Origin of the sequence: Magnetovibrio blakemorei (assembly GCF_001746755.1) — a bacterium.
GTDB lineage: Bacteria > Pseudomonadota > Alphaproteobacteria > Rhodospirillales > Magnetovibrionaceae > Magnetovibrio > Magnetovibrio blakemorei.
In genome coordinates this window covers 1-13,794 of sequence record NZ_MCGG01000063.1, presented here as the reverse complement: position 1 = coordinate 13,794, position 13,794 = coordinate 1, and the positions used below count along the sequence as shown (strand labels likewise).

Sequence of the window (13,794 nt, the reverse complement as noted above, 5' to 3'; positions counted from 1 at the left end):
AATCGAAAACCAGCTAACGACTTCGCAGGAAGACTTTTCAAGCCAGTGGCTTCATAAGAGCCCTAGGTATTATGCCACTATCAAATCCAGCCGCCGGAACGCCAGCATTGAAGCTTTAAGCACGTTGATGGTGAAGCTATATGGGCTTGGTGATGAGCTGCACGCAAACAAGCACGGCGACAAGGCGGTGCTTTGGTATTCTCATGGGGCATCGTTCAAAACGCACGCTGAAGGCCTACGGGCAAGCTCAGCAGGCACGTGGGCGTAGAAATATTATTGTTGCCGTCAAAGGCAGTCACGAGGTGAGAACATGCGAGGCAACGCATCTTGCGATCAAAAAGCAGATTAAAGATGATCCGCACAAGCTTTAGTGATGAATCTCCACTGAAATGCGAGTAGGCAATCACAAAGCACTTTTGATGTTGAGCCAATACCGCGTGTGCTTGCGTTCTCCTGTGCGTGTTAGGGCGTCGTTTTGCACGAGGTCGGCAAGGTCTCTTGTGGCGGTGGCGCGCGATGTGCCGGTGAGGGCGATGTACTTTTCGGCGCTCATGCCGCCTTTAAATCCATCGGGGCCTTCGCGGAACATGCGCTCTAGAACTTTGGTCTGACGATCATTCAGATGGCCGCGCAACCGATCGTACAGGCGCGTTTTTGCGATCAGGAAGTCGATGAGTTCCTGCGTTGCCTTTTGCGCATCAAGTACGGTTTCGGCAAAGTAGATTAGCCATGCTGTGATATCGAGACTTCGATTATTTTGCTCCAGCATCTGGTAGTACGTTTTCCGTCCAGCTTGAATGGTCTGCGACATGGCAAGCAAGGTGGGATGTCCCAGCCCTTGGGACAAAGCCTTTTCCGAGAGTGCGCGTCCAACCCGACCATTGCCGTCTTCAAACGGATGAATGCTGACAAAATACAAATGTGCGACACCGGCGCGGGCCAAGGGTGTGAGCGATTGAGGACCTTTAGGTGCGGTGGCGTTGTACCAATCAATGAAACGGCTCATCTCTGCCGTCATGCTCTGTGACGGCGGGGCTTCGAAGTGAACTTTGGGATTGTGGGCATAGCCTGACACCACCTGCATGGCCTCTTCATGGGTGCGATAGCGGCCGATATCGTGCAAGTCCCGTCGTCCGCTGGTTAGCATTTTGTGCCACGTATAGAGTTGCTTATGGTCCAATGCTCGATCAAAAGACCGATATAGATCAACCATCATATCGGCGATGCCGCGTTCGGCGGGAGCAATGCGTCGCGCATCCGTGTCCAAGCCGAAATTGCGCCGTACCGAGGATTGAACGGAATCTCGGTCTAAAATATCTCCCTCGATTTCTGAGGTCTTGACCGCTTCGGTGCTGATGAGTTCAACGGTTAAGCTGGAATTTTCGTCCTCGCTCATGTGTTTCAGGCAGCCCGAAACCACCCCAGCTTGATGCAGGAAGCTCTGTTCAAGCTTCTCAAGCGCTGCGGCATCCCAGCGAAAATGCGGCCAGTCTTTATCTCGCCAGTTCCAAGTCATGAGTGATAACGGCCCTTTCTATAACTCACAATAACGCATTTATATGAGTTATAAAAGCATTGATATCACTCAGTTGAAAAGTATCAATATGGCATAGGCGCGAGGCTTCTCAGGTTAAAATAACATCAGCCACTTTTGCCGCGGCAGCATGCCTCGAATCATCTGAGTGGTGCGCATAGCGTTCTGTCGTGCGGTAGTCCGTATGACCGAGGAGGGCGCCGATCTCGGTGAGTCCGAGACCCTGTGATAAGCCGATGGAGGCGAAGGAATGGCGAATGTCATGAAAACGGATCGTGCCCTTGCGGAAGACTTGATCTTTTCGGGCCTCCGTAAGAACGCTTTGCCACGTTTTCCATGGTTGTCCTGCGCCCATGGCCGTTGACCGCTTTTTTCCGTGGAAAACATAACGGCGTTCCTTGTCCTGAACTCGGGACTGGATGACCTCGATTGCCGCAGCGGGTAACACGATGATTTTAGCCCCTGAACCGCGTTTGATCTGTTTGCCGGTCTTATGCTCGTGGCGTTGTAGGGTGATGGTACCTCGGATCAGGTCCACATGATGGGGTTTTAACAATCGAAGCTCGTCTTTGCGTGCGCCAGTCAGCAGGGCCATGCGGATAAGGGCGAGCGCTTCACTGCGGACATCATCCGTACATTTTGCTTCAAGATCTCCCAGAACCCGCCAAACGATTTTGACGTCGCCCACCTCCATGGCGTTTTCCACTAGATTGGGGGAAGGGACCTTTAGTCGTTTTGTCGGGTTCGGTAACTCGGGGTTTCGGAAGAATGTCCCCCAGTCTTCAGTTTCGGATGCCCATTTGATGACGGCCGCGCAGACATCGCGAAGACGTCGTGCTGTGGTCGGGTGCTGGCCTTTGACGGCATCGATCATTTTTTGCATGTCTGACGTTTGAATGGCGTCCGCCTTGATGTCCCCAAGGTGTGGTTTGATGTAGAGGCGAATCCAACGCGTATAGTTGTCGCGTGTACTGGCCGCGAAATCGTCTCGGCGTTTCATCATGAGATCGGCGAGCTCGCCGAAGGTCCTCTCGGCCTCTGGGGAAATGCCAGCTTCGATTTCAAGGGCCGCAGCAGCCATTTCCGCTTTTAGAACGCGTTTGCTTTGGGCCGGGTCTTCACCATCAGCCACGCGCCCAGCAAGCTTGGTGGCGATGGTGCGGGCGTCCTCTAACGTCATGCCGTCAGCATCGCCGATGGTCATGCGGCGCTGTTTGCCCTGCCATGGCCTGTAGAAGTAGACATAGCGCCGAGATCCTCCAGGGCGCACCCTGAGACCGAAACCATTTACGTCGGTATCCCATAGAAAGTATTCGCGATCATAGGAAAGTGCCCCTTTGACCATGGATTTGGTCAGGTGGACTTTGGTGCTCATACTCATCCCGGCATCCTCACATCAAGGTGTGTGATCATAGTATATTCTGGGAAGCAATTGGGAAGCAAATTATACGCGGTTGTTGAAAATGGCTCTGAGAGGATCTGAGAGCCATTAAGGGTGTTATTATCATAAAAACTATAATTTTCAGACAATTATGATGGTAAAAATCTAGGTGAATGGGAATAGGTAAAAAGCTAAAATCTGAAAAATTGGTGATGAGCGCTGGTTTGAGTCCAGGTTCCCCAGCCACAATAAAGCCCGAGAACATAACAGTTCTTGGGCTTTTGTCTTGGAGCTGGGAAGCATATTGTTTTTGTTGTTTGTTTCAGTTGGGGCGTGACGCCCCCTTGAAAGACGTCCTGATACACGTAGGCGGTTTCTCAGCCATACCCGGAACCTGCTCGATTCACTGTGCAGCGATTGGTTTGAGCCTCAACCTAGATCGCGTGCCCAAGGCGATCTACGCGGGTGCTGCCGGTCAATTTGATATGATGAAAAAGTGAAAAAGCAGAACGTGCTGTTATTGCAACGGTGCCGATTTTTATCTCAAGCTCCCGGTTTCCAGCGTTTCAGCAAAAGCGAATTGCTCACCACCGACACGCTGCTCAGCGCCATTGCAGTCCCCGCCATGGCCGGGCTGAGCCAGCCCCCCGCGGCCAACGGCAAGGCGATGACGTTGTAGAAAAAGGCCCAAAATAAGTTCTGGCGAATTTTTATGACGGTCGCATGCGACACGCCAAGGGCCCCCGCCACCAGTTGGGGCGCGCCCCGCATTAAGGTTATCGACGCCGTGTGCATCGCCACGTCGGTGCCGCCGCCCATGGCAATGCCGACGTTCGCCTGGGCCAATGCCGGCGCATCGTTGACGCCATCTCCGACCATGGCGACGATGCGGCCTTGTTTCTGCAAACGCTCCACTTCGCGGGCTTTTCCGTCGGGCAGAACTTCGGCAACCACATCCGTCAGGCCGAGCCTTTTGGCGATGGCCATGGCGGTGCGGTGGTTGTCGCCGGTCAACATCACCGTCTTCAAGCCCATCTCCCTGAGGGTCGAGACGGCCTCGCGCGCGTCGGCTTTTTCGACATCTCCCACGGCAATAAAGCCCAACAAATTTTTCCCCTGGGCAACCCACATCACGGTGTTGCCATCAGCCTCCAGGGCCTGTGCATCCTCTTCCAGGGGGGCGGTGTTGATGTTGTGGTCGACCATATAGGGGCGGTTGCCAATGCGAACCCAACTGCGCGCCACTTTGGCTTCAACGCCTTTGCCCGGCACGGCCTTGAATTCTTGTATGGCTGAAAGCGCAATGGCGTCGGTCTCGGCGCGGGCCAGCACCGCGCGGGCCAACGGATGTTCGCTGCCGTGCTGGACACTGGCGGCGGCTTTCAGAATCTTTGCCACGCTGCCGTGTTGGGTGTGAATATCCACCACACGTGGTTTGCCTTCGGTCAAGGTGCCGGTTTTGTCGAACACCACGGTGTCGGCTTTATGGGCAAGTTCCAGGGCTTCGGCATCCTTGATCAAGATGCCGTGCCGCGCGGCGACGCCGGTACCAACCATGATGGCGGTCGGTGTGGCCAACCCCAGTGCACAGGGGCAAGCAATCACCAACACGGTCACCGCGTTTATAAGGCCAACTTCCCAGCCCGCCCCCGCCAGCCACCAGGCCGCCCATGTCACCAGGGCAATCAACACCACGATTGGAACGAAGACGGCGGCTATTTTGTCGACCAAGCGCTGTACCGGAGCTTTGGACGCCTGGGCGTTTTGAATCAGCTGAATGATTCCCGCCAGTGTGCTTTGCTGGCCAACGCGCGTGGCCTTGATCCGGATCATCCCCCCCGCATTGATGGCACCGCCGGTGACCATGTCGCCCGCGGTTTTGTGCACCGGGAGGCTTTCCCCGGTGAGCAGGCTTTCATCCATGTAGGTGTCGCCGTCCAGCACCTCACCATCCACGGGGACGCGTTCACCGGGGCGGATAATCACCGTGTCTCCGCTGGATACGGAGCTTGCGGGAACTTCGACTTCCTTGCCATCCGCGCTCACCACACGGGCGGTTTCGGGACGCAGTTTCATCAAGGCGCGGATCGCCCCGGTGGTGCCGCGCTTGGCCCGGCTTTCCAAAAATCGGCCAAAGAGGATCAGGGTGATCACCGTGGCCGAACCTTCGAAGTACAAGTTGTCGTTGGTCCCATGCAGGACCGCTCGCCAGGCGCTCAGCCCCCAGGCCGCCGAAGTGCCGAGAACCACCAGCAGGTCCATATTGCCACTGCCCGCGCGCAGAGCCTTCCATGCCGGAGCATAAAAGCGGAAGCCGGCGCTGAATTGCACGGCGCTCGCCAGAACCAGTTGAGCGATAGGGCCCATCATCCAGTGCACGCCCAACCAGCCGAGAAACATCTGCGCCCACAATGGTGCGGTCAAAGCGGCGGAGAACAGCATGTTGGTCAAGTCGCCTTCCAACTTGATCGAGGCCCTGTGATCGTCCTCGGTCCCAAACGCTTCGACGTTTTCAATCACGGCGGCTTTGAAACCAGTCTTCTCGATGGCGCGCACAATGTCAGCGGCACGGGCGCTGCTGACCGTCACCTGAGCGCGTTCATCGGCCAGGTTAACGAAGGCGTCCGTGACTCCGCCAACCTGCTTCACGGCCTTTTCCACCCGCGCCACACAAGATGCACAGGTCATGCCCTCGACGCTGAGTTCGATGAGGCGTTCGGGAACCGAAAAACCCGTTTTTTCAATGGTACGCTTGATGTCCTCGGCACTGATGTTGGCAGCATCAAAACGCACGTCTGCAGTCTCCGCAGCCAAATTAACCACGGCGCTTTCGACACCTTCCAACTTGATCAATTGACGCTCAATGCGCGCCGAACAGGATGCACAAGTCATGCCTTCGATCGGCAACGTGATCTGTGAAGCGATTGCGCCATTGGCTGGCACCGCAGAGGGGCGTTTATCCTGCATGCTTAAAACCTTACACTATAGTGGAGGCTTATTCATAAGCCTTTCCGTCACTGGAAGGTCAAGTCTTGGTTATGGTGATCACACTGACCATCTTCTCAGGCGGAAAATGTCCAGGCTCTATAGATTGGACGCGACCGCTATGTTTTCATTTCATCGCGAATGTCAAACTTTGGGCCTTGGATAAATGACCATGGGTCTTCATCCAGCATACGTGTAACAAGAGACTTAATGTCGCGACAGCGCATGGCTTCGACAAAACCTTTTCCAAGGTCTGCAGGCTTCAGCAGGTTTTCTGCACGAGAACGGCTTCTGAATTCTTTTAAATCAGGCTTCGTGTTTTCCTTGTATATACGCACAAAGTAATACCACGTGAGCCGTTCCCATTTTCCATGGCTCAGGACGTACCCTTCAAATGGTTTATCATAACGATATGAAACCTCTAATTCTCGCTCGACGTAATGGAGAAATGTTAAGTACTCAATCGTTAGCCCTATATTCGCGATGACAGCATTTTTGGTCCACATACGGTCATAGACGCAATCTGGACCAAAGCTTGTCTTCGGTAAGTCACGGAGAAGCTCTTCTGCTAATGGGCCTTGGGCGGCAACTGAAAACATCGGCTCCAATGAGCGCACAACCCCAGGATTGGTGCGGAAAAATTCTGTAAAGGGACCGATATCAGAAGGTGTTGTCGCCGGGTCAAATTTTTTATCTTTGGTAAAACTGTATGTATAGGTCGGAACCATAAACGTTCCGGTGGAGCCAATGGCTGCGCGAATGCCTTTAAGCAATTGATGACAACATTCTTCGGTGTTCCTGCAGTTTTGGGGCAAGCCTAAGGAACCAAGAGAGATGTGAGAGAACAAGACATCGCCTTCAACAACGCCAGCCTGACGGAGTGCCCATGTCACATCGTCGGCATTATAGGTTCTGTTGCGGATACTCATTGCCGGGATCGCCTTCTTCCGTCACGTATGATTTTTGCATCTTATTTTGATCGGAAATTTCAAAACGCCACCATTGGCCTGTTTTGTCATCTGACTGAAAACCCAACTGGGGGTATAAATTTTTGAATACCGAGTTGCGCTCAGTCGGCACAAATTCTCCGATAATGCACTCAACACCAAGCGTGGGTGCGAGCTTTAAAACCTGATTGAACATAAAGTGTTCAAGCGTGCGTGAAAAAACGCGACAACTCGACAACCAGTCATCTATGCGCAATGTTTTGCCTTCTTTGATCATAAGAAGAGACGTTACGACACCATGATTGGCGTAGCGATCTTTTAAGGAAGCAACGAGCCAGTATGCATTCTCATCATTGGCAACCGCACCCAGCCCGTGTTGGTGTTGAAATAACGCAAAAGCCGTTTCGTGATCGCCGCCAAACTGGCCAGAAAATTCGCCGAAGGCACGGCCAAGGCAATCATGGAGGCCTTTCGCCGCTTGGACCCTAAACTGCGCAAGTCTATTACGTTCGATAATGAATCCACATTCGCGCGCCACGCCATGTTGGGCGAAGCTCTGAAAATGGCGACATGGTTCTGTGATGCCTATTCATCTTGGCAGAAAGGCGCGGTGGAAAATATGAACGGACGGCTCCGACGTGATTTGCCGAGAAAACGGGACTTGAGAAACGTCTCTGACGAAGAGTTACAGGACATCTTGCTGACCCACAACCTCACGCCACGAAAGTGCCTTGGTTTTAAAACACCGACTCAAGCCATCATGAAGGAACTCGGGATCGATGTAGAAATATCGTTCAAATCAAACTTTGCACTTGGCGTATGAATCCACCTTATTTTTTTAACGGCATTTTGAAAAAATTTGAATGTCTTCTTTGGGTCGACTTTGTTGAAAAACTCTTGCTTGAGATTATCGCTGTACCCTGATTCATTCCATTAGAATTGGTCAGGGAGATATGGTGATGATGGGCGAGCGACTTACGGGACAAGAGGCGTTGTTTTACGGTTTCAGCCTTGAGCAACACGTCCCCGACGATCATCTTCTGCGCTCTATCGACCGTTTTGTTGCTCTGTCTGATGTGCGCGAACATTTACGCGATTACTACAGTTCCACTGGCCGTCCGTCCGTTGATCCTGAACTGATGATCCGTATGCTGATCGTCGGCTATTGCTTCGGTATTCGTTCGGAGTGTCGTCTATGTGAAGAGGTCCATCTGAACCTGGCTTATCGCTGGTTCTGCCGTCTTGGCCTGGAAGGCGAGGTTCCCAACCATTCAACGTTTTCGAAGAACCGCCATGGCCGTTTCCGTGACAGCGATGTGCTGCGCCATGTTTTTGAAGAGACGGTTCGCCGTTGTCTGGAAGAGGGATTTATCGGTGGTGAAGGGTTCGCTGTTGATGCCAGCCTGATCAAAGCGGATGCCAATCGCCAGCGCGGCGTTCCCGGAACGGAAGGGCACGCCTCACTGTCGCCGTCGCGGGCTGTGCGCGAATACATTGAGGTCCTTGATGATGCTGCTTTCGGTAGTGCAACCAAGGTTACACCGAAGTTCCTGTCTCCGGCTGACCCTGCAGCCCGCTGGACAGCTGCTTATGGAGGGCAAGCCTTTTTCGCCTATTCGACCAAACCTCATTGATCTGGATCATGCGGTTATCGTGGATGTGGAAGCCTCGATGGCAATCCGGCAGGCTGAAGTCGAGGCAACCAAGACGATGATCGAACGTACGGCGCAAACCTTCGGCCTGGAACCCGCGCGCCTCGCCGCCGACACGGCGTATGGTTCTGCCGAGACATCGTCCTGACTGGTGCACGAGCAGGGCATCGAGCCACACATTCCGGTGTTTGACAAATCAGCGCGCTGAGACGGTACGTTATCCCGTGACAACTTCCATTATGATCACGATACCGACGCCTATGTCTGCACCGAAGGCAAAACCCTGAACACCAAGGGCACGTTGGTGAACGAAGGAGCGACCCTGTTGTACCGCGCCAGCAAGCATGATTGTGATCCCTGCCCGATGAAACCGCGCTGTTGTCCAAATGGGCCATCACGCAAAGTGCCGCGTTCTATCTATGAAGGTGCTCGCGATCTGGCCTGGGACATTGCCAAGACTGAGGCCTATGTCGTCTCACGCAGGCAACGCAAGAAAGTTGAGATGCTGTTTGCCCACCTCAAGCGCATTCTCAGGCTGGATCGTCTCAGATTGCGCGGCCCCGCAGGCGCGCGAGACAAATTTCTTCTCGCAGCCACCGCCCAAAACCTCAGAAAACTCGCAAATCTGATCCCCATGGTACAGCCCGAACCGGCAAGCTGATCGGGCGACTGTGCAATCACTGTGAAAACAGATCAAAAAGTAAATTGACGCGCCGGGACTGGCGGGTTTTTCAACACAATCGGGCGTAAGCGGACATCAGTGTTTGTTTGGTTTCATGGCCATATTCAAGGTTAGTCTAACCAAGACGTGGTTGGTCCGACACAAGAATGTATCACAACGCTTCACCACATCCGCCATGGCCAGTTTCGCGACGCGGCGCTGATGCCCGGCGGTGTAGGGGGCTCTGCACAACAAATGTGCCCAAAACAGTCTGATCGACCATCAGCGGCAGGGCGATGATTGACGCATCGACGAAGAAGGTTCGTGAAGCGTCTCACAGTCTTTCATGATATGAACGCCGATTCATAGCGTTTTCATTGATGCAACTCGCTTCAGCCCGCAGCGGCTTTGGCCTTTTTGCGCCAGTCGTGCAGCAGGGGTTCGGTGTAGCCGCTGGGTTGCGCGCGGCCTTTGAAAATCAGGTCTTGAGCGGCTTGAAAAGCGATTGAGGTTTCAAAGTTTGGCGCCATGTTTTTATAGAGCTGATCATTGGCATTTTGTTTGTCGACCACTTCGGCCATGCGCTTCAGCGTGCTGGTCACTTGATCTTTGGTGCAGATGCCGTGGTGCAGCCAGTTGGCCAGATGTTGGCTGGAAATGCGCAACGTGGCGCGGTCTTCCATGAGGCCGATGTTGTGGATGTCTGGCACTTTTGAACACCCCACGCCTTGATCGATCCACCGCACCACATAGCCCAAGATGCCCTGGGTGTTGTTGTCCAGTTCATCTTGAATTTCTTGCGGGGACAGGTTGCGCCCCCCCAGCAGCGGAATGGTGAGAATGTCGCTGAGTTGGGCGCGCGGGCGGTTGGCGATTTCATCTTGGCGCTCAGTCACATCGGTGTAGTGGTAGTGCATGGCATGCAGCGTCGCCGCAGTGGGTGACGGCACCCAGGCCGTGTTGGCCCCAGCTTGGGGGTGGACCTGCTTGGTTTCGACCATGCGTGCCATTTCGTCGGGCATGGCCCACATGCCTTTGCCGATTTGCGCCTTGCCGCGGAATCCGGTTTGCAGGCCAATGTCGACGTTCCAGTTTTCGTAGGCCTGAATCCACGGCTGTGCTTTCATGGCGTCCTTGGGCACCATGGGGCCAGCTTCCATGGAGGTATGAATTTCATCGCCGGTGCGGTCCAAGAAACCGGTGTTGATGAACATCACCCGTGTTTTGGCGGCACGGATGCAGGCTTTTAAATTGACCGTGGTGCGGCGTTCTTCATCCATGATGCCCATTTTGATGGTAGCGGTGGGTAGGCCTAGGATGGTTTCGACGCGCGCGAACAGGTCATTGGCGAAGGCGACCTCTTCGGGGCCGTGCATCTTGGGTTTGACGATGTAGATGCTGCCCGTGCGGCTGTTTCTGAGCGGGCCTAACCCTTTTAAGTCGTGGAGCGCGCAGGCGCTGGTGAACAGTGCGTCGAGAAAGCCTTCCGGAACTTCGTTGCCGTGTTGATCGAGCACCGCATCGCTGGTCATCAGATGCCCAACGTTGCGCACCAGAAGCAGACTGCGTCCGTGCAAGGTCAGTTCTGTGCCATCCGGAGCGCTGTAGCTTCGATCTGCGTTGAGACTGCGCACAATGGTCTTGCCGCCTTTGGTGAAGGTTTCTTGTAAATCGCCCCTCATCAAGCCCAGCCAGTTGCGATACGCGCCGACTTTATCTTCGGCATCGACGGCGGCGACGGAATCTTCACAGTCTTGAATGGTCGAAAGCGCCGATTCCAAGACCACATCGCTCACGTGTGCAGAGTGGAGTTGGCCGACCGGATGGGCGGCATTGACCCGCACTTCAATGTGCAGGCCGTTGTTGACGAGCAAAATCGTCAAAACGTCATTCTTGCGGCTGAACCCTTTGAATTGAGTTGGGTCGGCAAGTGGAGGGGTCGTGCCATCGGTGAGTGTGATGGAGAGGGTGGCGCGCCCTCCGTCTTCTGTCACATCGTATGACGTCACATCCGTATGGCGGCCTTGGGCCAGCGGAACGGCGTCGTCGAGGAACTTATCGGCAAAGTCGAATACGGCGCGGGAGCGCTCAGGGTTTAAGGCAGCCCCTATTTTAAGATAACCCTCATTGGCGATGGCATTGGTGCCGTAGAGGGCATCAAAGAGGCTCCCCCACCGCGCATTTGCGGCGTTCAGGGCAAAGCGCGCGTTGGTCACCGGCACCACCAATTGCGGTCCCGCGATGGTGGCGATTTCTTCATCCGCATTGTGGGTTTCGATTTGGAAATCTTCGCCTTCGGGCAACAGGTAGCCGATGGTGTGGAGGTATTGTTGGTAAGCCCCCCCATCGAAAGGCTGGCCCTTACGCTCAATGTGCCATTGGTCGATTTGCGTTTGCAGATGCTCTCGTTTCGCCAGCAGCGCTGCGTTGCGGGGACCCAAGTCCTTGATCAAGGCATCAAAGCCATCCCAAAATGTGTCGGCCGAAATGCCAGTGCCGGGGAGGACTTCGGTGTTCGCGAACGTATAAAGGGCGGGGGCGATCCGCAGGTCACCGTGAGTAATCCGATCCGTCATCGTTTTGGCCTTTTGATCTGACGTTGGGGAGGTCCCCGCTTTATGCCTTTAAGGACAGTCGGGCGGGCAAGTCGGACATTTGAATGCGCCGACCCCTTAATTATGGTGCTCTTGCCCTTGGGCGCAAACGTCATCAATTGAAAACGGAACACTTTTCCACAATGTGGAAGTGATCGTGTGAAAATACATGGCCGGATCGTTTTTGTTGGCGGTATGATCGAAAGGTTCCACATTAAGGAAACCGGCGTGCAAGCGTCAAAATCTGTCGAAACGACACCCAAAACGACACAAGCGATTATAGCGATCTTGAGGATATCTACCATGACCGACACACCTGTCATTCTCGTCACACGCAAATTACCGGATGCTGTCGAAGCGCGCCTGCGCCGCGATTATCAGCCGATTCTCAATCCAGATGATCGGCTCTATACAGCGGATGAAATCATTGCGATGTCCGCCAAGGCAGACGCTATTTTGCCCTGTCACACGGAAAAATTCACGGCTGATGTGATTGCTAGATTGCCCGACAATGTGCGCGCCATCGCTAATTTTTCGGTGGGCTACGATCATGTTGACCTTGACGCCGCAAAGGCCAAGGGACTGATCGTCACCAATACCCCGGACGTGCTCAGTGATGCGACGGCGGAAATTGCCATTTTGTTGATGCTGGGTGCCGCCCGGCGCGCCAGTGAAGGCGAACGGATGGTGCGTGCGCGCGAATGGAAGGACTGGTCGCCCACCTTCATGATCGGCTCACAAGTGACGGGCAAACGTTTTGGTGTGATCGGCATGGGCCGTGTTGGTCAAGTTGCCGCGAAGCGCGCCCGGGGCTTTGACATGGAGGTGCATTATTATAACCGCACGCGCCTCAGCGCGGATCTGGAATGTGGCGCCATCTACCATGAAACGGTCGAAGAACTTTTGCCCCATTGCGACGTCTTGTCCATCCATTGCCCGGCGACTCCACAAACCACGGGATTGCTCAACAATGAACGGATTGCCCTGTTGCCGGATGGGGCGATAGTGGTGAACACGGGTCGGGGCGGAGTCGTGAATGACGATGCCCTGGTTGAAGCCCTGAAGTCAGGCAAGGTTTATGCGGCTGGCTTGGATGTTTTCAATGGCGAACCAGAAAATATTCATCCCGCGTATCTAAAGCTAGAAAATGTCTTTTTGCTTCCCCATTTAGGAAGTGCAACCCGCGAAACGCGCGATGACATGGGGTTTCGCGCGTTGGATAATTTGGACGCGATCTTTGCCGGTCGTGAACCCACGGACCGGATTGCATAATTGAACGTGATTTTTTTGCAAGTATATGATAGTATGCGAAAAATAGTGTGGTTTTCACATCATGGAAAGCCAAACCGTTTGCGTTGACGCTCTACCGTCATCACTTTACCGTCAACGCAGTGAATGCCGTCCAACCGGGCGGGAATAATAGAGCCTCCCCTTACTCTCACAAATATTGGGTTAGTATGTGTAACGGAGGCCTTCAAAGGGAGGTTGCTTGGTTTTCTCACAACGATATACGCAAGTCTGATTCAGGTGTGCTGTATGAATGTACGGGTTTTGCCTTGGATTTGGTTTTGCGGTGAGAAGATTGTTGGCGGCCAGGATCGTCAATTAAACCGGGATATTTCAAGGGAGACCTCAGGATGACTAAGTCGATTGAAACGAACCAGGACAAAGCGCTGTCACGGCGTAAGTTCTTAAAGGGAACGGGTGTTGCGGCAACGGGTGCTGCGGCATCGGTTCTTGCTGCACCGCATCTCGCCAAGGCGGCGACCGTGATTAAGATGCAGGCTGCCTGGGGTGGCGGCATTTTCCTCGAATTTGCACAAGATTACGTTGATCGCGTCAATAAGATGGCAGGCGGCTCGATGAAGATCGAACTGTTGGGCGTCGATGCCGTTGTGAAGACGGCTGAAATGCAGACTGCTGTTCACAAAGGCGTTTTGGATGCTGCACACTTTGTGGCTGCGTACTGGTATTCCAAGAGCCCGGTTGCGTCTTTGTTCGGTACCGGTCCGTGCTTTGGCTGGTCAGCAAACGAATTGA

9 protein-coding genes and 2 pseudogenes are annotated in these 13,794 nt (G+C 54.1%); 5 read left to right on the top strand and 6 right to left on the bottom strand.

Translation table 11 applies throughout. The annotated features are described in order from the left end of the window. A partial coding sequence (locus tag BEN30_RS18865; protein WP_211563437.1) for a DUF6626 family protein occupies positions 1–268 on the top strand: 268 nt, incomplete at its 5' end. Between the two features lie 135 nt (positions 269–403). On the opposite strand, the gene BEN30_RS14755 is transcribed toward BEN30_RS18865, so the two are convergent. From BEN30_RS14755 to BEN30_RS14730, 5 genes are all read right to left on the bottom strand, one after another. Then, positions 404–1,516 carry a Fic family protein gene (locus BEN30_RS14755; protein WP_069959096.1) on the bottom strand — a complete coding sequence of 371 codons (1,113 nt, stop codon included), beginning with the start codon at positions 1,514–1,516 and terminating at the stop codon, positions 404–406. Positions 1,517–1,625: 109 nt separating this feature from the next. Further along, on the bottom strand, positions 1,626–2,909 hold the full coding sequence (locus tag BEN30_RS14750) for a tyrosine-type recombinase/integrase (protein WP_170827079.1): 1,284 nt from the start codon (positions 2,907–2,909) through the stop codon (positions 1,626–1,628). 549 nt (positions 2,910–3,458) lie between these two features. Then, positions 3,459–5,882 carry a heavy metal translocating P-type ATPase gene (locus tag BEN30_RS14740; protein ID WP_069959093.1) on the bottom strand — a complete coding sequence of 808 codons (2,424 nt, stop codon included), beginning with the start codon at positions 5,880–5,882 and terminating at the stop codon, positions 3,459–3,461. A gap of 137 nt (positions 5,883–6,019) precedes the next feature. Beyond that, positions 6,020–6,829: an AAC(3) family N-acetyltransferase gene (locus tag BEN30_RS14735; protein ID WP_084005617.1), complete on the bottom strand. Its 810-nt coding sequence runs from the start codon at positions 6,827–6,829 to the stop codon at positions 6,020–6,022. Continuing rightward, the gene (locus BEN30_RS14730) at positions 6,804–7,124 is read right to left on the bottom strand and encodes a hypothetical protein (RefSeq protein WP_069959091.1); all 321 of its coding nucleotides are present in this window, start codon (positions 7,122–7,124) and stop codon (positions 6,804–6,806) included. Before BEN30_RS14730 ends, BEN30_RS14735 begins: the two co-directional genes overlap by 26 nt. Before the next feature lie 126 nt (positions 7,125–7,250). Between BEN30_RS14730 and BEN30_RS14725 the strand changes: the two are divergent. Both BEN30_RS14725 and BEN30_RS14720 read left to right on the top strand, forming a co-directional pair. Next, positions 7,251–7,670, top strand: a pseudogene (locus BEN30_RS14725) (IS30 family transposase); the annotation flags it as partial. 136 nt (positions 7,671–7,806) lie between these two features. After that, a pseudogene (locus tag BEN30_RS14720) lies at positions 7,807–9,160 on the top strand (transposase). A 392-nt stretch (positions 9,161–9,552) separates the two neighbouring features. Here BEN30_RS14720 and BEN30_RS14715 read toward each other — a convergent pair. Then, complete coding sequence (locus BEN30_RS14715; RefSeq protein WP_069959089.1) at positions 9,553–11,736, bottom strand: malate synthase G; 2,184 nt, start codon at positions 11,734–11,736, stop codon at positions 9,553–9,555. A 321-nt stretch (positions 11,737–12,057) separates the two neighbouring features. Here BEN30_RS14715 and BEN30_RS14710 point away from each other — a divergent pair, with 321 nt between their 5' ends. Together BEN30_RS14710 and BEN30_RS14705 are read left to right on the top strand one after the other, a co-directional pair. Beyond that, entirely contained in the window at positions 12,058–13,026 is a 969-nt protein-coding gene (locus BEN30_RS14710) for a 2-hydroxyacid dehydrogenase (RefSeq protein WP_069959088.1), read from the top strand. A gap of 365 nt (positions 13,027–13,391) precedes the next feature. Continuing rightward, positions 13,392–13,794: twin-arginine translocation signal domain-containing protein (locus BEN30_RS14705; protein ID WP_139135057.1), on the top strand; the 403-nt coding region annotated here is incomplete at its 3' end.

Bases quoted from the DNA above. Each gene is read 5' to 3' on its own strand.
- BEN30_RS14750 (WP_170827079.1), bottom strand. From the start codon at position 2,909: ATGAGCACCAAAGTCCACCTGACCAAATCCATGGTCAAAGGGGCACTT.
- BEN30_RS14740 (WP_069959093.1), bottom strand. From the start codon at position 5,882: ATGCAGGATAAACGCCCCTCTGCGGTGCCAGCCAATGGCGCAATCGCT.
- BEN30_RS14710 (WP_069959088.1), top strand. From the start codon at position 12,058: ATGACCGACACACCTGTCATTCTCGTCACACGCAAATTACCGGATGCT.
- BEN30_RS14730 (WP_069959091.1), bottom strand. From the start codon at position 7,124: ATGATCAAAGAAGGCAAAACATTGCGCATAGATGACTGGTTGTCGAGT.
- BEN30_RS14735 (WP_084005617.1), bottom strand. From the start codon at position 6,829: ATGAGTATCCGCAACAGAACCTATAATGCCGACGATGTGACATGGGCA.
- BEN30_RS14755 (WP_069959096.1), bottom strand. From the start codon at position 1,516: ATGACTTGGAACTGGCGAGATAAAGACTGGCCGCATTTTCGCTGGGAT.
- BEN30_RS14715 (WP_069959089.1), bottom strand. From the start codon at position 11,736: ATGACGGATCGGATTACTCACGGTGACCTGCGGATCGCCCCCGCCCTT.